Origin of the sequence: uncultured Chitinophaga sp. (assembly GCF_902168175.1) — a bacterium.
GTDB lineage: Bacteria > Bacteroidota > Bacteroidia > Chitinophagales > Chitinophagaceae > Chitinophaga.
The window spans coordinates 231,432-253,426 of sequence record NZ_CABHOU010000076.1 but is presented as its reverse complement, the minus strand read 5'-3'; the positions used below and the strand labels follow the sequence as shown (position 1 = coordinate 253,426).

Here is a 21,995-nt window from a genome sequence, read left to right as displayed (position 1 = left end):
TTTAGTTGAATTAAAGCGTTACGTTAACGCCAACATTGTAAGCGTGCCTGGAAGCCGGCACTACCCTTCCCCCTCCGCGCATCTCGATAAACTCGGGATCGATATTATCACGATTTGCTTTCCAAACCATAAAGTTGGTGGTCTGCACAAAAATATTCGCACGCTGTACTTTCAGTAAACGCAGTGCAGAAGGCTGCAGGTCGTAACCCAGCGTGATATCGCGCAGTTTAATGTAAGAGGCATTTACTACGTTGATATTGCCGTAGGTGTAATACATCGTAGAGCGGCGTGAGTAATGGGTAAAATCATCCGCGACGTACGAAGGAATATTTGTCCTTGTTTCATCACCCGGTTGCTTCCAGCGATCGAGGAAATAGGAGTTCAGGTTCTGGCCGGCAAGTCCGCCGCCGCCTGACACTAATCCGTTGTAGAAAGTGTTAACGTCTTTACGCATTTTATGACCAAAACTGTATACCATGTTCAATGACAGGCTCAGTCCTTTATAACTGAAGGTATTGCCCAGGCCACCGTTTAATACCGGTTGCGTAGTACCCATATATTCCAGGTCTTTCGCTGTTGCCACATTGGGTGTTTTGGTAATAGATTTATCAGCGAGATAGATCTGCGGATCACCCATATCATCAAGCCCTGCAAACTTTAATGCGAACAGTGTTTGTGAAGAATAACCCTGTATATAGTTAGAATACAATCTTCCGTTTAAAGTATTAGAGTACGAGGTGGCAGTGGTTACGCCCAGCGATTTAAGCTTATTGCTGTTATGCGCTATAGCCAGGCTGCTCGTCCAGCTAAAGTCGCCCAACTGCAGATTGGTGCTGCGCAGACCAAGTTCTATACCTTTATTTTCCATCTCTCCCAGGTTGCCATAGGTAATATCGAAACCGGAGAAACGGTTCAGTCGGAGATTACCCAGCAGGTCGCTGGTGTTCTTATGGTAGAAGTTCAGTCCCCCGCTGATCCTTCTGTTCAGGAAACCAAAATCGATACCCAGGTTGATCGTACGGGTTGCCTCCCATGAAAGTTTAGGGTTAGCAATTCGATCTACCCTCAACGCGTCGCCGGCTACGCCACCACTTTGAGCCTGTGGGAGTGCCACCAGGATATCGCTGGAGGTACCACCGCCAAAAGGCGTATTACCGGTAATACCGTAACTGCCGCGCACCGCTAGTTCGTCGATCCAGGTAACAGGCATCATAAAAGCTTCGTTGCTGATCTGCCATTTTGCACCGATGCTGTAGGACGGTTTGTTTTGGGCAGATATGTCGCTGCCGAACAGGTTACTGTGATCGCGGCGCCAACTTCCGTCCAGCGTATACTTTCCGTCATAGGTGTAACTGGCCAGTGCGAAGTAAGAGCTAAAGCGGTCGAGGTTTTGCGACACATTGTAAGGCCGTGAATTGAGCATCGCGAAACCGGGCACAGTGCCAAATATGGGCTTGCTCAATGTAACGTAGTCAATGAGGGCGTATGTGCCCAGGTCGCGTTCATAGCCCAGCAGGGTAGTTGTTTTATTGGAACTGAAGTTGTGTTGTGCTTCCTGCCCTACCTGTACCGACACCCTGTCTTTCCCCATCCTTGGCGATGCATTATACACCAGCTGGTTACGTACCGTCCAGTTACGCTGCTCGGTATGCATGGTGGTGTATTCACCCCCTGTGGATGGAATTAAGTACTGGGGAACGGAATTCACCGTTGGCGCTATGGTAAAGTTCACTAACTGGTTACGTTGCGAATACGACTGGTGATCGTTGTAATATTCGTTGGTCCCGGGGTTTTTAACATAACCGAAAACGCCCGAATAACTCAATCCCTTCCATAACTTCACATTTACGTCGGCCGTAACGTTCATAAACAGGTTGTTCGTTTTCATGGAAGAGTACTGGCGGTCCTGCAAAGGGAAATAATCGAGATTCACGCGGCTTCTTGCCTGGTAATCCGCCCTGATAGAGTCGTTCTGGCCCATCAGTGAGGTCATATTGATCTCGTTACCTGCCGCGTCTTTAAATAACTGGTAAGGCAGGAACGTAATACCAGCCTGCTGGCCTCCATTAGCGCTTGTAAGATTATTGATCAGCGAAGTATTAAGGCTGATGGCAACCCTCTTGCCAATATTCATGTTCTGCGTAAGATTGAACCGGTAGGTATTATCCCTTTGTCCGGGCGTAACACTTTGGTTGCCTGTATACCCCAGTGAGGCGTAAAACGAATAATTATCCGTTCCACCCGCAGCTGATATCGTATGATTGGTTTGCATGGCATTACGGTAAAACAGGTCAGTGATCTGCGACCGGTTATTAATACCAGAAAGGCTGTCGAGCTGACTGTTAGCAGTAGCGCCGGATATAACGCCGCGGTATTCATTATACAATATTTTGTCGTGCGGCGACATAAACCTGTAAGCGAACGTTTCGTAAGGATACACCTCCGGCGCAAAAGTTTCACGGGCAGCCTGGATATACTGCTTAGAATTCATCAACGGCAGGTAGTCGAAATCCGGTTTCCCCTGGTAAGCATAGTTGCCACTGTAATTAATGGTAAGCGACTGTTTCTTCTTTCCTTCTTTAGTATGCACTACGATAACGCCATTGGCGGCACGTGCGCCGTAAATCGCGGCGGCCGATGCATCTTTAAGCACAGTAATATCTTCAATATCCTGTGGGTTTACGTTCGAGAAATCGCTTACGATGACGCCATTCACTACATAAACGGGCTCCGAAACTCCATTTACGGTTGTTATCCCACGCACTACTACCTTATTAGTGGTAACACCGTTACGGCTTTTGGCCTGTTCAAATTTACCAGGCATTACGGTAAGGCCCGGCACCTGTCCATCCAGGCGCGTCATGATATCGTTTGTCACCACGCGGTTCTGGAACACTTTCATATCCACCAGTTCAAAAGCGCCTGTCGCTCTTTCCTTAGACACCTGCTGGTAGCCGGAGTTGTACACCGTAACGGTAGATAAGGCGGTAATCCGCGGGCGAAGCACCACCGCCAAATGCGAGGTAAAGGAAACCGGCAGCGTTAATGCTTCGTAGTTGATGCTGCTAAACAATAATGTATCGTTACCCGCTACACCCGGCAGTACAAATTCGCCGGCATCGTTACTCACCGTTATTAACCGGCTTACTTTTGCCAGTATGGTAATGCCGGGCAATCGCATACCTTTGCCATCTGTGATAGCACCCCGTACTTCTCCTGTTCCCCCCTGCACGGCCACGGCCACTCCTTCCACTTGTGGTATCCGGTTCACAAATACCGTTTTACCTTCTATCGAATAATCGAGCGGCTGCCCGGCAAGTACTTGCTGCATGGCCTTTTCGAGCGTAGCATTTTTCAGCTGTACGGTTACCGCAGGCAACCCTGCCAAATCTTCATTCCTATAAAAAAACTTATACCCTGTTTGTGTTTTAATACTGGCGAACACGGTTTGCAATGCTACCGATTTGCCTGTGTAAGTAATTGTTTGCGCCATTGACTGAGCCCTCACCTGCATCGCTAAAGCACATAATATGACAGCAATTAATCTCATGGTTGATTTTCTTTTGGTTGATTTGCCTGTACCCCGCGCACACGCACGAAGCACGGGGATCACATGATCCTTCAATAACATACTGATCTGTTTAAGTGTTAATAATTGCGGCTTAAGACACCTTTTAACGCTGGCAAAATTTGCAGTGGGGACAGGACGCCAATCTTTGCTCCCCTACTGTTTTGTTGCTGCTGTTTGTTTCGACCTGGTTGATTTTCATTCTTAGCGGGCGGGCCATACACCAGCGCGCTGTACTTGGTTCCCTTACGGGTGAGGATAAGCAGGGATGAAATGAATCTAAATTTTCATACTTTTACATTGTTTAAGTTAGTAATAGGCTGTTTTAAGACACCTGTTTAAGAACGAAACGGAACCGGGGTAGGACGCCAATCTTTGCTCCCGGTTTTTTTTATTGTTGACCACTATGGTTGAATCACCACTTTATTTCCTTTTTCAATTTTATAATGGATACGTGTTTTTGCGAGGCCTTTCAGTACCTGGTCCAGTGTAAGTGATCTGTCAATTTCCCCACTAAACGTACCTTCCGGTATACCGTCGTAAGTTACATCAATGTTGTACCAGCGGGCCAACTGGCGCATGACTACCTGTATATCGGCCCCGTTAAACGCAAAACTGCCGTTCTTCCAGGCCACTACCTCGTCTATATTCGCCGCTGTTACCACTACATCGCGGCTGCCTACCACGATATTAGCCTGCTGGCCTGCCTTCAGCACTTTACCATTGGCTCCGTTCTGTACTTTCACCGCCCCATTTACCAGTGTGGTACTCACCTGCGACTCGTCATAATAAGCATTGATATTAAAGCTGGTGCCCAGTACGAGTACTTCCGTTTCCTCATTCACTTTTACTTTAAATGGCCGCTTTACATCGGCTGCCACTTCAAAGTAGGCCTCCCCGGTGATGCTCACTATGCGCTCGTTCCCTTTAAAGGCAACCGGGTAAGTAAGGCTGCTGGCCGCATTTAGCCAAACCCTCGTACCGTCGGACAGTACTACCTCAAACAACCTTCCTTTCGGCGTGGTGACGGTATTAGATACGGCGTCTTTACCATTTACATCGTAAGCCAGGGCTCCGTTCTGTATACTTACATTAGCGCCCGCCTGCGTAGCTACTACGCCATTACCGAGGCTATCGAGCAGTAACTGTGTTCCATTAGAAAGCGTGAGTATAGCGCCTGTTTTACCGGGTAATACATCCAATGGTGCCTGTTGTACAATTTGTGGAGTGTTTTGCTGGTTGTGGTAGGCGATGTAACCGCCCAGACCAATAAACAACGACACCGAAGCCGCGGCCAGCCAGTAACGGCGCAGGAAGTGCACCCGGTGAATGACCGGGCGCGTTGTTTCCTGGTTAATTGCATTAAATAGTTGGTTTTTGATTTCCTTACCTATATCATCCTTCCTTAATGCAAAATCCTGCGGTACCGGGGCGCGATGCTCCAGCAACTCCATATATCGTTCAACAAATACTACCTCTTCGGGGCTGGCTGTACCGGTATTATACCGCTCCAGCACCTCGAAATAGTGTTCAATATCTTCCTGATCTGGTGTAATCACAACCTGGTGTTTAGTTATATAGACAAGGAAAAAGAACATTCTTCCCGTCCATCACCCGGTTTTTTTTATTTTTTTGAGATAAAGGCCTGCATCAGCAGTAAAGCCGGCAGTAAATGCCCGTAATTGGCGCGGAGGTATTGGGTAGCGATACTCAGTTGGTTCTGTACCGTTTTTTGCGAAATGCCCATACTATCGGCTATTTCCTGGGTGGTAAGATGATCAAAGTAATGGCGGACAAAGATTTCCCTTCTCCTTTCGGGTAACACCGCTATCCAGGCGCTGATTAACCCCAGCAGGTCTTTTTCCAATAAAGACTGATCGGCTTCGTAAAGCGATTGGCCGTGGGTTTCAAGTATATCAAAGAAGTAAGTGTCCTTTTTGCCAACGAGTTTGTTAATGACCCGGTTGTAAAGTGCTTTACCGAGATAGGCGGGCACGTTGGTGATGTCACGCTGTCCGCGTAAACGCCAGAGGTCCATAAATACATCGTGTACTACTTCGCGGGCCAGTTCAGGGTCGCCGAGTTTGCGGCTGGCGGAAAGATATAAACGCTCCCAGTGCCTCTGGAACAGGATTCCAAAGGCTTCTTCTGACCCTGCGGCTATTTGGTTGATCAGGTCCTGGTCGGTATTTGTAGATTCACATGACAATATTCACCCTTGCATTCACCAGGGTAAAAGTAGGGAAAATAGAGATCGGGTGTATGCACAGCGGCGCAAGTTTGTATAAGCGACATCAGAAAAATGGTAGTAACGATAGTAATAAGAGAGCCGGCGTAGCAGCCGGCTCTCCCGTTTATCCCTGTTTTCTTTTCACATAATACTCCGTCGCATCTTTAATAAACACCGCCAGTTCCATACTTGGCATGCCATTAACGGGCGTGTAACGGTTATCGGCCACATACAATTCACCCAGTTTCCTGAAGTACTCCAGTTTGCCGAGTGCTATTTTCCCTCCCGTTAAACGGAGGATGATCCCGTAACGTTGTTCGATACATTGCTGCACGTCTTCATGTTCCGGCCCTTTTGGTATGAGTGTGACCAGCCGTGCTGTAAGATCGTTCAACTGTTGCTTCAGCGAATCCATTTCCTGTTTGCTGAAACTGCGAAGCGTATCTTCTACTTCGAGGATGGTGTCCTTTCCCCATTTCGACATGGCTTCTTCCCTGTAGGCATCCATCTTTTCGCGCGGGATGCCTTCGTATAAATCTTCTACCTGTAACATAGCATTGTTTTTAAGTGTTACCAATGTTTTGTCAATGGTGCCAATCAATGTGTTGATACGCTCCTTTTTTGCCGCCAAAGCGGTCTTATGCCCCTCCAACGCCTGCACGATATCAAATGCAGGATCGTCGAGGACCGTACAGATGTCTTTGAGCGGAAAATCGAGTTCCCTGTAAAAAAGGATTTGCTGTAAACGGAGCAGTTCCTTTTCACCATACAGTCTGTACCTGGCCTCGGTGCGGACGGAAGGTTTAAGTAAGCCCATTTTATCGTACAGGTGTAAGGTGCGCACGCTTACACCCGCCAGCTTGGCCAGCTTTTTTACAGAATAGTTGTCCATCGTTTGGATTTATACCTTTAACAACAGCAAATATAGGGTATGACGTAAGGTTAGAGTCAAGGGCTAATTTCACTTTTTTAAAAGAAAATCAGGGTAAGCACGCCTATACGTATAAATACGTATTTAAAAAAAATGGCGCTTTTATTCAATACAAACTATAGATCTTCTTCTAACTTTGTATTATCATTACGGTTCGAGAATAGCCATAAGGCTACATCTGTTTAAGGAATTTAGTGTTTTAGCAGGCCCTATACCGGCCAACTTCTCCCCTCCCGGGGTGGATGAGATATGTTGTGCATTCCCCACAGACGACCAAAATTTACGGAGCATCAACTATTTATACGCGTTAGTAAATCACAACTCACTACACTACATCATGAAAAAAGCGTTAAAGGTCATTGGGATCATTTTACTCGTTATTATTATTGGAATTGCTGCCACAGGCACTTATGTTAAAACAGCCCTGCCGAATGTTGGCGAAGCGCCCACTATTAAAATCGACCGTACACCCGAACGGGTAGAACGTGGCCGTTACCTGGCCCACCATGTGGCCGTATGTATGGATTGCCACAGTTCCCGCGACTGGTCTAAATTCGGTGGCCCAATGACTGCCGACAACCTCGGTGGTGGCGGCGAACCTTTCAACAAGGACATGGGATTCCCGGGCACCTTCTATGCCCCTAACATCACCCCCTATAAACTTGGTAGCTGGACAGACGGGGAGATATTCCGCGCTGTAACCACGGGCGTAAATAAAGACGGCAAAGCCTTATTCCCGATCATGGGTTACCACCGCTTTGGTCGTATGGACGAAGAAGACATCTACGCCATCATCGCATACATCCGCAGCCTGGCCCCTATCGCCAAAGATATTCCCGCATCGGTAGCCGATTTCCCGGTTAACTTCCTGATCAACACTATGCCTGCCAAAGCAGAACTGTCTAAAAGGCCCGATCCTGCCGACCAGGTAGCCTACGGCAAGTACATGATAAACGCTACCGGCTGTATCGACTGTCACAGTAAAACCGATAAAGGCGCTGTAATTGCCGGCACCGAATTAGGCGGCGGCATGGAATTCCGCCAGCCAGGCGGCGCAGTAACCTCGCCCAATATCACTTTCGACAAAGAAACCGGTATCGGCGACTGGACGAAAGAAGTATTTGTCCAAAAGTTCAAAACCTACACCGACAGTGGTTTTATTCCACGCAAACTCAACCCGGGCGAGCTTAACAGCCCAATGCCCTGGAGCATGTACGCAGGTATGACCACCACCGATCTGGAAGCGATTTACGCTTATCTGAAAAGCGTAACACCGATTAAACACCAGGTAGAGCGTTATAAGTACGACAAGAAGTAAACAACGATCGTGATAAGAAAGAGCCGGGCATTAACCCGGCTCTTTGTATATATAGACAATACGCCGTGTTACCTTTTCTTACGCATGCAGCAGCCTCCCGCATGCGTATTACCAATATGTCAAAGAACTACCGGGAACTATTTCCCCGGGTGTGAGAACTACCTTGCGGCAGGTCTTTATTTCTATTATTGTTGACGCGTACTCCTGCTATTGCCTCGTCCCCATCAACTCTGCAAATTTCCGCCTTTCCCCACTATTCCAATTAGCATCAAGTGTGAAATGATATGCGTGATTTACGACAAATCTTTTTTGCCAAACCACTCCTATTCCATAAATTCGATGTACTCCATCTTAACCATTCTCAGCATATTCGTCACCCAAAACCATTTCCATGAAATTCAGGCCGACCAAGGACCTTGAGGGAGTCAGTATTGAACATATACCATATCCGCATCCGTACCACCGGCTTATTACAATGGCTGATGTAGAAGCGATGACAGGGCCTTTTGGAAGCATATTACAACAGGTGGAAAAAGGCAGGCAGTACCTGCTGACGAAACATTGCTTCCAGATGGTTAGCAGCACTACCCTTGTGATCGAAAACGATGGACCAGTGATCGTACTCTCTTATACGCTGGAAGGCAATATGGTGATGCAGCATAGTCAATTAGGAAAGCTTGAGCATTTTGCTAAAACGGCCTATATCTATTACCTGTCGCCGGGAAAACACGAAATAACTGTACCGGAAGGCAACTGCACTACACTAAAACTGCATATTACAGAAGAGCTGCTGGTACTGGCATGTCATGGGCGGCAGGATATGGAAGAACTATTGCGGCGGGTGCAGCAGCGACAAGAGGAAGGATGGGTAATGCCATTGGTAAAAACGTGGTTAAACACCAGCATGTTACTTAACCGGATTACCCATTGCATTGAAAAGGACGGGCATCGGAAACTGTTGATGGATTGGACTATCCAGGACCTGCTGCTCATATACGTGAAGCAGTCTAAAAGTAAAAAGGTGCTGAAGCACAGGCCTTACCGGTTAACGGACGTACAACTCGAAAAATTAAAGCATGCAGAAGTTAAATTGGGAAAAGAAGGCATGCTGTACCACGACATTAAGCTGGCGGCAAAAATACTGGACATACCCGTTCGGCACTTTGCCGAAGGCGTCAAAATAGTGTATAGCTGCGGATGGCCCAGCCTGCAAAAGAAATTGAAGGCGCGGGAAGCTTGTGTGCTGTTGCTTACTACAGACTATACCGTTCAGCAAATAAGCTATAAACTAGGGTACAAAAACGCCGCCGCTTTTGGCAGAAGCTTCAGGGAGGAAATAGGCTGCCCCCCGGAGGAATACAGGCGGGCTAAAAGTGAATACTAACCAGTATTGGCAAGCGAATCGTTCATTAACACAGGCTGCCGGCATGTACGCGCTACCCTGCAAACGGTGATACGCGGCGATGGCGCCCCCGCTAACAACTCCTTTTCGAACTGCGTTTCATTGCCTGGTAAATCACGGGCTGTCACCAGCAATGTACAGCCCTGTAACCCGCGGGTCGCAGGCAGGTATTCCCAGTTATCATCTCCGATATTGACTGCAAGGCCAGTTTCAAGGACTGTACCCGCAGCATCGGATATAGCAACAGTAACGGTATGTACACGGAAGTTATCAGAAGCGCTGATGGCGATGCGGCCGCCGGTTATCTGCACATCGTGTATTACCGGCGCTACCAGGTAATCGGCAATAGAAAGGTTATGTACGTTTTTACCACCCGCTACTCCGGGCAGGTACCAGCTACGCAGCTCATTGTTAGCACGTACCCGGGCCGACCAGCCCGTAGCCAGCCTGAAGTCGGCCTTGGTACGCTCCTGCCCCGCTGTACCTTTTCCCGGGCGCTTACGGGGCGCTTTGGCAATGATTTGACGGCCGTTCCGCACGTACATCACCACCTGCTTCCCGAACATGCCGGTAGCCCCTGTAGATATTGCATTGAATGACGTTTGTATCATGTTGTTTTTCTACAAAGATCGGCTGTATTTTGCCGTTTGAATGTGCATGATGTGTGTTTTTATATGCGTGATTTACGACAAATTGGAGAATCGACGGTTCCGTGACGGTTGGGTAACGGTCGCGTACTGAGGAACTAATATTGATTGACCCGCCCCCGGATCAGGCCTTCCCCTTCCTCAAATAATGCAGATCAAATTTTGAGGCCATAAGGGCATGGGCGCACCAGGATACCCGGCACACATAATATTACTATTCACCACAACCCGGCCCGCTCTTACGGCCGCAAATTGCCAGAAGCCATCCCTAACTCTTCGCCCTGACAACTGCCGGCATACGGGCATACAATTTCTTTACCAGGACCGGAGATGACACCCCGGTGTGGAAATAGACGATCTTACCATATGAATGATCTCCATCGAAGTAGATGTATCCTATAATGCCGGCAATACCAATAGAACACAACAGGTTGAAGTAAAACTGTAGCGACGTATAATCCTGCCTTTTTTTCCTGGGTAATTTAGACGTTTCAATAACCTGGAGGAGCTGAACAGCTACTGCACCTAAAATGCAGCAAATAATGGGTGGTTGGAATATTAACATAAAATGGACAAAAAAGATATCGGGAAACGATGATAATCTAACGCCTGGCGCTAATCGATCCTATTATTAATGGCACCCCTCAGCTTCTCAAAAAAAGATGCTTTTTTCCTGAATGCTGTTAAGGTAGAGAAACGATGCTGACCATCCGGAGCGCAATAGGAGGATTCTATAAACTCATCGGAAGAATAGATTATTTTAAACACATGCTCCAATGAAATGGATGTTTCTTCAGCAATTTCGGTGATTGTTTTCCAATAGTTATCGGTAGCATCATCAAAGGCCTTTATGATGATATTTTTCTCATCGGCCATCAATTCGGTTTGTGTGATAGTTGCGATCATTATTACACCATTTTTTACAGCACTAATTTACGAAATATCTGATACCACAAAAATATTTTACGGCAACACCGACAACAAGGCACCGACAAAATATTGTCAGTGCCCCTAACTAAAAATCACTACTTATTTAATCTCTTTTATACAACGGATTATCCCCCGCCAATCCACCACCCTGGTAAAGCGGGTTGCCGTCTTTAGCCATGTAAGCACGCTGCCCGAAAGATGTATTGGGGGTTTGCCTCGGACGAGTTTTAGTGGTATCGGATGGTGCGATAGCCCTGCCGGTTGCTGCGTAAGATGCGGCCGCTGCTCCCCCGCCACCTTTGGTCACCACCGATACGGATGTTTTTACCTGTGAAAAGGCGGTAGCACTAAAAAGGGATAATGTAAAAACGATAGCAAAAGCTTTCATAATGTGATGTTTAAGGTTCGGAATATCGATCGCTCACAGGTATATCAACGGCAGAACAACTTTGTTACCCTACAGCTATTAAGAAATGCCAAGGCATGTCCTGCATCTTCCCAAAAAACACAACTATGTTTACAATAGAGCAAAGTTAAATCAGGCGCCGATCTCCCTGCCTATACCAGGTAGATTAAGCACTTAGGGGGCACTTATTATGAAACCTTTGTAACGGATGGCCATACCGGCTATTACGGTGCAAATGATTACAACGCTACTGCCCCGGCCAGGCATGCTGCGATAAAGCAGGGCACGAAATGCTGGTGGAACAGATACCCGTATAAAACTAATACACCTCGTACTTCCACCATTGTGTAAACCGGTGGGTGGTATCCCCTATTTTAAAGGGTTCGCCGATCATAGGCGTAGCGAGGCGGTAAGGCTTACCCGCAGAAAGCGCCAACATCTTCTCCAGTGGTTCATCCCAGGGATGTTTGGCTAACTGGAACTTGGAGTTATGTACCGGCAATACCTGCTTTGCCTTTACGTCTACCGATGCCTTCACCACTTCTTCGGGCAACAGGTGTACGTAATGCCAGGCTTTATCGTATTGCCCGCATTCCATCAGTGCAAGATCAAAAGGGCCGTATTTAGCCCCGATGGTGGCGAAATGCTTACCGTAACCACCATCACCGCTATAAAAAATACGGGTGGAGGGCGTTTGGATGACGAAAGATACCCAAAGAGCGCGGTCTTGTATAAACGTACGGCCTGAAAAGTGCGCGGCTTCTTCCGTGTAGATAAGTACTCCGTTGCCGGATACCGCCTGCTGATGCCAGTCACGTTCAATAATCTGTTCGGGGCTGTAGTGCCAGCGTTCGAGGTGAGCGCCGATACCGAGGCCGCAGACTACATGTTTTACCCGGCCTCTCAGGTTACGCATGGTTTCATAATCGAAATGATCATAGTGATCGTGTGATACGAGTACGTAATCGATATCAGGGATATCGTCGGGCGAGTAAATGTTCGCACCCCTGAAAGCGGGTACTGTACCGGGTATGGGAGAAGCATTGCCACTAAGGGAGGGATCAGTTAAAAAACGTATCCCATCGGCCTGGATAAAACAAGTGGAATGCCCCAGCCATATAACAACGTTCGAATCGCGGGGTATCGAGCTCAGGTCTGTTTTAATGGACGGGACCTGTGCCCTGGGGCTGCGTCGCGGATGTTTGCCGAAGAAGTAATCGTTTAATTCACCCCAAAAAGTGTGACCCTCCGCTAAAGAGGGCCGTTCGACCGTATTGTGAAATTTACCGGACCTATATTCAGGGGACGTAGCGATCTGCGTGAGTCGCTTACCGGACGGAGCAGCACCGAACTTAGCCTGTTGCATGTAACCCGATATCACCAGGGCACCTGATACCAGCAGGCAAAGGGTGATAATCGCTGTCCATTTCAATAACCTTTTAAATCTTTTCATCGTCACTCGGCTTGTTTGCGGGGCAAAAGGTACGACTTTCCCCAGCGGTTATACGGCTTTCAGGGTAATGGCAGTGCGGCTGGCCACTATTTTAGCGTTCCTTCCATCATTAAGCGCCCGTGAAGGTAAATTAAAAGTCCATGGCAGCTTACTCCTTACATAAGTAAAGCTTCTCCATCTATAACATAATGCCTGCTCATAGTTTCCATCTATTTTGTTATAGGATTAATCGATTTAACTTATATTCCCATTATCATACTTTTGACCAACCTGCACTGCGACCAGTGCAATTAAGATATTCATTCCACATCCTAAACTCAGAAAAATGGGAAAAGACTCAAACGACCTCAGTAAATGTCCATTCCATAATGGAAGCATGAAACAGAATGTTGGCGGTGGTGGCACCCGGAATCGCGACTGGTGGCCTAACCAGTTAAAACTTAGCATCCTTCGCCAGCATTCGTCCTTATCCGACCCGATGGATGAAAATTTTAATTATGCCGAGGCTTTTAAGAGCCTCGACCTGGCAGCAGTAAAGCAGGACCTTCATGCACTCATGACAGACTCGCAGGACTGGTGGCCGGCAGACTTCGGGCATTATGGCCCCTTGTTTATCCGTATGGCCTGGCATAGTGCAGGCACCTACCGTGTAGGCGATGGCCGTGGTGGCGCTGGTGCAGGCCAGCAACGCTTCGCGCCGCTTAACAGTTGGCCCGATAACGTAAGCCTGGATAAGGCCCGCAGACTGTTGTGGCCTATTAAACAAAAATATGGTAAAAAGATTTCCTGGGCAGATTTGCTGATCCTTACGGGCAACGTGGCACTGGAATCGATGGGCTTTAAAACCTTCGGTTTTGCCGGCGGCCGTGCCGACGTATGGGAAGCGGATGAAGCGGTGTACTGGGGTTCCGAAACCACCTGGCTGGGCGGCGACATCCGTTACGAGGATGGCTCAGAGGGCGTGCCTAAAGATCATGGCGTGGTATCAGCAGACGATAACGCGGACGGACATCCGCATAAATCCCGCAACCTCGAAAAACCACTGGCTGCCGTACAAATGGGGCTTATCTATGTAAACCCCGAAGGGCCTGATGGCAATCCGGACCCTATTGCAGCGGCTAAAGATATACGTGATACATTCGGCCGCATGGCGATGGACGATGAAGAAACCGTAGCCCTGATCGCCGGTGGGCACAGCTTTGGCAAAACGCACGGGGCTGCACCGTCATCGAATGTGGGTAAAGAACCGGAAGCGGCTGGTATAGAATCGCAGGGACTGGGCTGGCATAACAGCTACAATTCGGGTAAAGGCCCCGATACGATTACGAGCGGACTGGAAGTAACGTGGACGAAAACACCTACGCAGTGGAGCAATAACTTCTTCGAAAACCTGTTCGCTTTTGAATGGGAACTGGGTAAGAGTCCGGCCGGCGCACACCAGTGGGTGGCCAAAACCAACGACCTCATTATTCCCGATGCGTACGATGCTTCCAAAAAACATCTGCCCACCATGCTTACCACCGACCTTTCCTTAAGGTTTGACCCGGCTTACGAAAAGATATCGCGCCGTTTCCTGGAAAACCCGGATGCGTTTGCCGATGCGTTTGCCCGTGCATGGTTTAAATTAACACACCGCGATATGGGGCCACGCGCCCGTTACCTGGGCCCGGAAGTACCGCAGGAAGTATTGATCTGGCAGGACCCTATTCCGGCTGTTGATCATGCATTAATAGATGAAAGTGATATTAAGGCACTGAAGGCGAAAGTACTCGCGTCCGGCCTCAGCGTTTCCGAAGTGGCGGCTACCGCATGGGCTTCTGCATCTACCTTCCGTGGTACGGATAAACGTGGCGGCGCTAACGGCGCACGTATTCGCCTGGCACCGCAGCGCTACTGGCAGGTGAACAATCCCCCGCAACTGCAAAAAGTACTGAACGTACTCGAAGGCATTCAGAAGGAATTTAACACCGGAGGAAAAAAGGTGTCGCTGGCTGACTTAATCGTACTCGCCGGTGCTGCCGCTGTTGAAAAAGCAGCGAAAGACGGCGGACAGGATATTACAGTACCTTTCACCCCTGGCCGTGCAGATGCCTCCCAGGAGCAAACCGACGTTGAATCGTTTGGTTACCTTGAGCCCGCAGCCGATGGTTTCCGTAACTACCGTAAATCGAAGTCGCCGGTATCTACTGAATCATTACTGGTAGATAAAGCCAACCTGCTCACCCTCACCATTCCTGAATTAACAGTACTGGTAGGCGGTTTACGCGCTTTAAACACCAACTTCGACGGCTCCGCCCACGGTGTATTTACCGACAAACCGGGCGTACTGACCAACGACTTCTTCATCAACCTGCTGGATATGAACTACGAATGGAAAGCAGCTTCGGAAGATAAAGAACTGTACCAGGCCACCAGCCGCACTAACGGCGGCAGTAAATGGACAGCTACCCGCGCCGACCTCGTATTTGGCGCCAATGCCGAACTAAGGGCAGTGGCCGAGGTATACGGAAGTTCAGACGCACAAGGCAAGTTTGTAAAAGACTTTGTAGCTGCCTGGACAAAGGTGATGAACCTGGACAGGTTTGATCTTGCATAATTTATAATGTTCTGATAGAAAGAGCCTCCGGTAACGGGGGCTTTTTCATTTTTGTCGGTTTCGTTCTATTATCCCCCTTCGCCAGCCCGTTACTTTGTATAAAATTTAACCCTTATGACAAAGTGGATTTTCCTGATGTTGGCCGGCAACTTTCTGAACCCGGCCACCCAAAACGAAGCGCCCGCGAAAGTGTTGTACAGCAAACATTGCTCCGGCTGCCATGGTGATAACGGTGACCGTGGTAAGTTTGGCGCCCGTAATCTCAAAGCCAGCCTCCTCACCGATTCGTCGATCGTGAAACAGATCAGTAAGGGCAAGGGTATTATGCCTTCGTTCGGCAAAAGGCTTAAACCGGAAGAAGTACAACTCCTGGTAAAATACATTAAATCATTACGCACACTTTAATCTAAAACATATGTCAAACCTTTCCTACCTCACGCTTATTATTGCTACCGTACTAGCCGCCCTCGTTGCCGGCCTTTTCTACTCCTGGTCTGTATCCGTAATGCCCGGCATTGGCAGGCTGAACGACCGTGGTTTTATGGAAGCCATGCAGGCCATGAACAGGGCTATTCTGAACCCGTTGTTCTTTATCTCCTTTATGGGTTGCCTGTTACTGTTACCCGCCTCCGCCTTTTTGTTGTACGAACGCCCTTTGCCCGCCCGTTTCTGGCTGGTTGCAGCGGCTTCGCTGGTATACATTGCAGGCGTATTTGGCGTTACCGCCGCCGGCAATGTGCCACTTAACGAAGCCCTCGATAAGTTTTCTGTAGAAGGTACCACAGCGGAAGCTATTGCCGCAGCCCGCCGTAACTTCGAGGCGAGGTGGAACATGCTGAATAATGTCCGTACTTTCTTTTCGCTCGTAACTGTGGTGTTAATGATCATCGCCTGCAGTTGGGGAAACAAGTAAACTCATCTTGTCCGGATTGCCCCTTTAGAAAGTCTGGTTACCGCCCCATTCGTCATTCGCACGCGCTGTAATTTTATAAAAAAGAACATCATGATAAAAGAACAAACAGCATTGCTTAGCACCCAACAGGTAGCTGCCCGCTTCCATGAACTGGCGCAGCAGGAGAAATGGTTTGATATACAAGAGGAATTCTTTTCGGAAGATGTGAAGAGCATTGACCCGCCCAACTCGCCGTACATGGGTTATGCAGCCGGAAAAGAGGCCGTACGTCAGAAGGGGCAGGCATTTGTGAAAGGGATTGAAGAAGTACATCATCTGTATACGGGAGCGCCGATCGTTACGGCACATCACTTCGCGGTGGTGCGCGAAAAGGACCTTACGGTAAAGGAACATGGGCGGATACAGATTAAGCAGATTATGTTGTACGAAGTGAGAGATGGGAAGATTGTATCGGAGCAATTCTTTTATTGAGTTAACGCCATGTAAAACTGATATGAGGGCCGGACAGGGATTATTCCTGTCCGGCCTTCGTTTTTATGATGACATTTTAAACAAAGTAAGATTGACATGCTGAACAAAGTCCCCAATCCAGATGGCAGCTACCTTTGTTTCGAAATAAAACATCAACAAAAATGACACGCAATAATTACAACGGCATCGCCCAGCAACCTTTACCATCCGGCTTCAACGCCACCTCTACTGCAGCAGAAGTGATAAACGGCATTGACCTCACCGGCAAAACAGCGATCATTACAGGCGGTTATGCCGGCATAGGGCTGGAAACTGCTAAAACACTGGTAGCCGCAGGAGCATCTGTTATTGTACCAGCCAGGGATACAGAGAAAGCAAAGAAAAACCTCGGCGGCCTTGCAAATATAAAAGTGGAACAAATGGACCTGATGGACGCTGACTCCATTGATGCCTTTGCCCAACGTTTCCTGGAATCGGGACAACCGCTGCACCTGCTGATCAATAATGCGGGTATTATGTGGGTGCCATTACGGAGAGATAACCGTGGTTATGAATCGCAGCTTTCCACCAATCACCTCGGGCATTTCCGGCTTACGGCTAAATTATGGCCTGCGCTGAAAAAAGCTGGGAATGCGAGGGTGGTTAATGTATCTTCATTCGGCCACCACATTGCTCCGTTTAACTTTGAAGATCCGAACTTTGAACACCGGCCGTACGAAACGCTACAGGGTTACGGGCAATCGAAATCTGCCAACAATCTTTTTGCGGTGGAACTGGATGCACGGGCGGCTGCTTTCGGCGTACGGGCTTATGCGTTACATCCGGGCTCCGTTAACCACACCGACCTTGGCCGCGAAGCACCGATCGAACTATTTAAACAAATGGGCACGCACGATGCCAATGGCAACATTTATCCGGAAGTAGAAAAGCAATTGAAAACATTGGCCCAGGGCGCGGCTACTACGGTTTGGTGCGCCACCAGTCCCGCACTTAACAATATAGGCGGCGTGTATTGTGAAAATGTGGATATTGCGGAGCTGGATAACGGCCATATCGAACACCTGATGTCGGCCCCCGAAACGTTACGTGGCGTGAAACCCTACGCAGTAGGCGAAAACGAAGCCAAACAGTTGTGGGCGTTAACGGAGCAAATGACCGGTATCAAATTTAATGTAGATTGATGCACTCCCCTATTATTCGTACTTTAGTAACTCATTACCACACTGGCATGGACTTTCAGGCAAAATATATCACACCGGACATTAAGCTGTCGTACTACGAAGACAAGCTTTTTAAATCGGAAGTAGTGTTTGAACACCACATGCTGGTGTGGTTTATGTCTGGTCACACGAAGATCATAGAGGCCGGCAGGGAACATTTCTTTAATGCGGGAGATATTTTCCTGATCCCTAAAAACCAGCTGGCTACTATCATCAATTATCCCAGGGATGGGCAGCCGCATAAAACGGTGGTCATGCACTTAACCGAAAGCCGGTTGAAAACATTTTATGCTGATATAGACGTGCCACCGTCCACCTCCGTATCCCGCGAAATAAAAACCTTTCATCATCACCCACTGCTGGAAAGCTGCCTGGCTTCGCTGATCCCTTATTTCGATATGAAAGAAACCTTTCCTGAAAACATTGCCTCTATCAAAATAAATGAGGCCATCAGCATTCTTCGTTTTATTGATAAGGGCATTGATCATATACTTTCTGATTTCGAGGAACCTGGGAAGATAGACCTGGTAGCCTTTATGGAAAAGAACTTTATGTTCAACATGCCGCTTGAACGCTTTGGTTACCTCACCGGCCGCAGCCTGTCTACCTTCAACCGCGACTTTAAAAAGGCATTCGAGATCACACCGCAACGCTGGCTGACGAAGAAGCGGCTGGAGCTGGCACACTACCATATCAAACAAGGAAAAAAGAAACCGGTAGAGGTGTATATAGAATCGGGGTTTGAAGACCTTTCACACTTCTCCTTCGCGTTTAAAAAAGAATTCGGTTACGTGCCTACAGAATTATTAAAATAAAAAAAAACTCACTACTATCAGGTAGCAAGGCTTTTCATTTATATAGATAAGACTCAATCCGGCGACATCTCCCCTGTTTTTATTTCCCCATCAGGCACATAAGCAGCCATGATCACACCGGTACCTGATACCTCGACCTCTGTTAATTTCCATTGCGCCGGTTGCGTACCTTCTCCGAATAGCTTTTTACCTTCTCCTATCGTTACCGGGAATATCCAGTTATGCATTACATCCACTAAACCGTTTTCCAGTAAAGTTTGTACAAAGTTACTGCTACCATATACCAGCAGATCACTCCCTTCGGATGCCTTCAATTCCCTGATCGCCTCCACCACATCGCCCGTCATCAATACGGAATGTTGCCAGGAAATATCGGGGTCCGAATCGGACACTACGTACTTGGTGATGCGATTAAACGTTTCCGTGGTAGGATTATCCTTTTGATGAGGCCAGTAACCGGCGAATATTTCGTAGGTGCGCCTCCCCAGCAGTAAGTCGTAAGGCGAGGCGGTAATTTTCCCCATTTTGGCCGCCATCTGATCGTCCCAATGCGGACCCGACCATCCGCCCCATTGAAAGTTCTCAGGGTCTTCATGTGCCGAGCCAGGGGATTGTATCACGCCGTCCATGGTCACGAAGTTGTGCACGATGATCTTTCTCATAACAAAGTGTATTACATGTTGAACAGGTAAATCAAAAAGAGTGCCCGCCGGTTTAAACACAAGGTAGAATAGTGCATATAAGTAGATAAAATAGTATTTACACGTCGGCTCACCATTGTACTATCTTGCATTCGGATAGTGAAACATGACCCAGTGTTGGCCCTTTTTCGTGCCCAATTCGTTAATCCTTACTCCCAACCGGAGAAAGCCCTTATATAGACACTTTTATCAACACTTTCAAACAAATCCAAATTATGAAAAAATTCATCTTTCTGCCTTTACTGGTATTGCTCTGCAGCTTTAGCATGATGGCTAATGCAGCCACTATTACCCCAGCGCCTACCTCCACTGTAAATGGAACAGCAGATATCGATGCGAACAACGATATCACATTAAGCTTAAACGGGGCTTATATCACACAGATCATTTATTTCTCGGACGTGCCTTATCCCCGCTATTGGTATGAGAGCGTTCCCAATTACGGATACTATGTATTCAATTCTCAACACGCTCATACATTGGTGGTAAACTACTACGACTATACGATATCTCAGTATGGCGTAGCGACTTACCTGATTACTTACTAATAACAGGAATAGGGATTAATAACAGGTCCTTCTCCGGTTGATTTCTTCATGGCTGTTAGCCTAAAAAACGAAGCCGTACGGACCATCGTCTGTACGGCTATAGTTCGTTTATTGCAAATCTTACTTTTCTTTATTCACTTTGAGATAATACATAAACTCAATATCCTTCGGCTCCAGCAAGGCGGCTTGTTGCGGTGTTACCGGTATGTTCTTCCATGCAGCGCCTGGTATGAACTTCACCTTTACCTTGTCTTTCTGCATTACGATGGGCAGGTTAAAACCAGGAATACTATTGCTGTAGCGGAAGTACAGTTTCCCTTTCTCGATATAGTAATCGAGCTGCGGAATTTGCGTGGTGGTTACATATTGCTTAAACACCGGGCCGTAATTATACCCGGTTTTCTTAGAAATGTAAGCTTCTACCTGCGAAGCATCTACCGTTTTATGATAAAACTCTTTATTGAGGCCGCGTAAAACCTGGCGGAACAGTTCATCATTATCCAGGCTGTGCCGGATGCTGTGGATCATATTACCAGCCTTGGGGTACATATCGCCGCTGCCCTGTGCATTTACGTTGTAGGCAGGTGTAATAGGACTATCATTACGAATGCCTTTACGGATACCATAGTTGTATTCGTTACCGGCCTGTTTTCCATAATGGTAGTCGGCGAACAGGGTTTCGCTGTAATTGGTAAATCCTTCATGTATCCACATATCCGCCAGGTCGTTGGTGGTAATGTTGTTACCGAACCATTCGTGGCCGCTTTCGTGGATAATGATAAAGTCGTATTTCAGTCCCCAGCCATACCCCGAAGCATCGCGACCCCGGTAACCGAAACGGTAGCCATTGCCGTACGACACGGCCGACTGGTGTTCCATACCCGTGTGGGCAGCGTCTATCAGCTGGTACCCATCTTCATAAAAAGGATAAGGACCAAACCAGTTTTCCATGCTCTTAAACATCAGGTGTACCTGCTCCGGCATGTAAGCACGGGCACGCACCCCGTTATAGTCCAGCACATGGTAGGCCACGTCCAGCGGGCCTTTTTCGCCTTTATACACTTCTTTAAAACTCACATATTTCCCAATATAGGGGATGATGCAATAGTTACTGATCGGGCTTACCACGTTATAACGCGTGGTGGTGGTGCCATCGTTATTGTTTTTGGAAGATACGAGGCGGCCGTTACCGATCGCCACTAAGGTATCGGGCACCGTCATCGTTAAAGAAGCCCCTTTGTCCGGCTCATCACTCTGATGATCTTTATTGGGATACCAGATAGAAGCGCCCAGACCCTGGCAGGCCACGGTCATGTACGGGCGGCCGAGTGAATCTTTCGCGAAGATGAACCCGCCGTCCCATGGCGGACGGATAGCCTCGTGTACCTTGCCGTGGTAGTAGATCTGCACACTGTTATTTTCGCCCAGCTTCTGTGGTGGCACGGTGATATGCCATACACTTTCGTAAGGGGCGAATTGCAGCGACTGCCGCTGATTGTAGATTACACTGTCGATCACGAGCGGTTTAGCCATATCGATCTGCATAGCTACACTACCGTTATTGGCCCGTACCACTTTGTATTTGATCTCGTTGGAGCCGCTGAGCGACTTGGCCGTATAATCAGGTTTAATGGCCAGTTCGTAGCGCTGCACGTCCCACCAGGTACGTTCCGGTGTAAGCGAGCCGCGTAACGTATCGGCGTTGGTAAATTCTTTCTGCGCCAGTGCCGCGGTGGGCAACAACCACATCAACAAAAAAGATAAAGGCTTATGCATATTTTACCCTGTTTTTAGGATAATGCTAATATGACGTTTGTTACGGTGTAAACTTGGCTGTTTTTTAGCT

General features: G+C 48.0%; 19 protein-coding genes. 9 read left to right on the top strand and 10 right to left on the bottom strand.

The features are described from left to right. Positions 1-10: 10 nt before the first annotated feature. The 4 genes from QZT80_RS18330 to QZT80_RS18315 form a co-directional block, all read right to left on the bottom strand. A complete protein-coding gene (locus QZT80_RS18330; RefSeq protein WP_295125329.1) occupies positions 11-3,550 on the bottom strand; it encodes a SusC/RagA family TonB-linked outer membrane protein in 3,540 nt (1,179 codons plus the stop codon). Positions 3,551-3,972: 422 nt separating this feature from the next. Beyond that, on the bottom strand, positions 3,973-5,127 hold the full coding sequence (locus tag QZT80_RS18325) for a FecR family protein (RefSeq protein ID WP_295125327.1): 1,155 nt from the start codon (positions 5,125-5,127) through the stop codon (positions 3,973-3,975). A 65-nt stretch (positions 5,128-5,192) separates the two neighbouring features. Further along, positions 5,193-5,777: a sigma-70 family RNA polymerase sigma factor gene (locus QZT80_RS18320; protein ID WP_295125325.1), complete on the bottom strand. Its 585-nt coding sequence runs from the start codon at positions 5,775-5,777 to the stop codon at positions 5,193-5,195. A 145-nt stretch (positions 5,778-5,922) separates the two neighbouring features. Continuing rightward, complete coding sequence (locus QZT80_RS18315; protein ID WP_295125323.1) at positions 5,923-6,690, bottom strand: MerR family transcriptional regulator; 768 nt, start codon at positions 6,688-6,690, stop codon at positions 5,923-5,925. Positions 6,691-7,066: 376 nt separating this feature from the next. On the opposite strand from QZT80_RS18315, the gene QZT80_RS18310 reads away from it, so the two are divergent. Both QZT80_RS18310 and QZT80_RS18305 read left to right on the top strand, forming a co-directional pair. Further along, complete coding sequence (locus QZT80_RS18310; RefSeq protein WP_295125321.1) at positions 7,067-8,047, top strand: c-type cytochrome; 981 nt, start codon at positions 7,067-7,069, stop codon at positions 8,045-8,047. 391 nt (positions 8,048-8,438) lie between these two features. Beyond that, positions 8,439-9,431: a helix-turn-helix domain-containing protein gene (locus QZT80_RS18305; RefSeq protein ID WP_295125320.1), complete on the top strand. Its 993-nt coding sequence runs from the start codon at positions 8,439-8,441 to the stop codon at positions 9,429-9,431. Here the strand turns inward: QZT80_RS18305 and QZT80_RS18300 are convergent. The 4 genes from QZT80_RS18300 to QZT80_RS18285 form a co-directional block, all read right to left on the bottom strand. Next, positions 9,428-10,060 carry a hypothetical protein gene (locus tag QZT80_RS18300; RefSeq protein WP_295125318.1) on the bottom strand — a complete coding sequence of 211 codons (633 nt, stop codon included), beginning with the start codon at positions 10,058-10,060 and terminating at the stop codon, positions 9,428-9,430. The genes QZT80_RS18305 and QZT80_RS18300 overlap by 4 nt on opposite strands. 651 nt (positions 10,061-10,711) lie before the next feature. Then, the gene (locus tag QZT80_RS18295) at positions 10,712-11,002 is read right to left on the bottom strand and encodes a hypothetical protein (RefSeq protein WP_295125316.1); all 291 of its coding nucleotides are present in this window, start codon (positions 11,000-11,002) and stop codon (positions 10,712-10,714) included. A 127-nt stretch (positions 11,003-11,129) separates the two neighbouring features. Then, positions 11,130-11,414, bottom strand: coding sequence for a hypothetical protein (locus QZT80_RS18290; RefSeq protein WP_295125314.1), 285 nt, complete (start codon positions 11,412-11,414; stop codon positions 11,130-11,132). A gap of 337 nt (positions 11,415-11,751) precedes the next feature. Next, positions 11,752-12,885 carry an MBL fold metallo-hydrolase gene (locus QZT80_RS18285; RefSeq protein WP_295125312.1) on the bottom strand — a complete coding sequence of 378 codons (1,134 nt, stop codon included), beginning with the start codon at positions 12,883-12,885 and terminating at the stop codon, positions 11,752-11,754. A 325-nt stretch (positions 12,886-13,210) separates the two neighbouring features. Between QZT80_RS18285 and katG the strand changes: the two genes are divergently transcribed. From katG to QZT80_RS18255, 6 genes are all read left to right on the top strand, one after another. Then, entirely contained in the window at positions 13,211-15,481 is a 2,271-nt protein-coding gene (gene katG / locus QZT80_RS18280; RefSeq protein WP_295125310.1) for a catalase/peroxidase HPI, read from the top strand. Between the two features lie 114 nt (positions 15,482-15,595). Next, on the top strand, positions 15,596-15,886 hold the full coding sequence (locus QZT80_RS18275) for a cytochrome c (RefSeq protein ID WP_295125308.1): 291 nt from the start codon (positions 15,596-15,598) through the stop codon (positions 15,884-15,886). Positions 15,887-15,896: 10 nt separating this feature from the next. Then, positions 15,897-16,394, top strand: coding sequence for an anthrone oxygenase family protein (locus QZT80_RS18270; protein ID WP_295125306.1), 498 nt, complete (start codon positions 15,897-15,899; stop codon positions 16,392-16,394). A 90-nt stretch (positions 16,395-16,484) separates the two neighbouring features. Then, positions 16,485-16,865, top strand: a complete 381-nt coding sequence (locus QZT80_RS18265) for a SnoaL-like domain-containing protein (RefSeq protein ID WP_295125304.1) — start codon at positions 16,485-16,487, stop codon at positions 16,863-16,865. A 161-nt stretch (positions 16,866-17,026) separates the two neighbouring features. Further along, on the top strand, positions 17,027-18,046 hold the full coding sequence (locus tag QZT80_RS18260; RefSeq protein ID WP_295125302.1) for an SDR family NAD(P)-dependent oxidoreductase: 1,020 nt from the start codon (positions 17,027-17,029) through the stop codon (positions 18,044-18,046). Positions 18,047-18,093: 47 nt separating this feature from the next. After that, complete coding sequence (locus QZT80_RS18255) at positions 18,094-18,900, top strand: helix-turn-helix domain-containing protein (RefSeq protein WP_295125300.1); 807 nt, start codon at positions 18,094-18,096, stop codon at positions 18,898-18,900. A gap of 53 nt (positions 18,901-18,953) precedes the next feature. On the opposite strand, the gene QZT80_RS18250 is transcribed toward QZT80_RS18255, so the two are convergent. Then, a complete protein-coding gene (locus QZT80_RS18250) occupies positions 18,954-19,562 on the bottom strand; it encodes a dihydrofolate reductase family protein (RefSeq protein WP_295125298.1) in 609 nt (202 codons plus the stop codon). 254 nt (positions 19,563-19,816) lie between these two features. Between QZT80_RS18250 and QZT80_RS18245 the strand changes: the two genes are divergently transcribed. Then, positions 19,817-20,149, top strand: coding sequence for a hypothetical protein (locus QZT80_RS18245; protein WP_295125296.1), 333 nt, complete (start codon positions 19,817-19,819; stop codon positions 20,147-20,149). Positions 20,150-20,269: 120 nt separating this feature from the next. Here QZT80_RS18245 and QZT80_RS18240 read toward each other — a convergent pair whose 3' ends face one another. Beyond that, on the bottom strand, positions 20,270-21,925 hold the full coding sequence (locus QZT80_RS18240) for a M1 family metallopeptidase (RefSeq protein ID WP_295125294.1): 1,656 nt from the start codon (positions 21,923-21,925) through the stop codon (positions 20,270-20,272). Between the last annotated feature and the right edge of the window lie 70 nt (positions 21,926-21,995).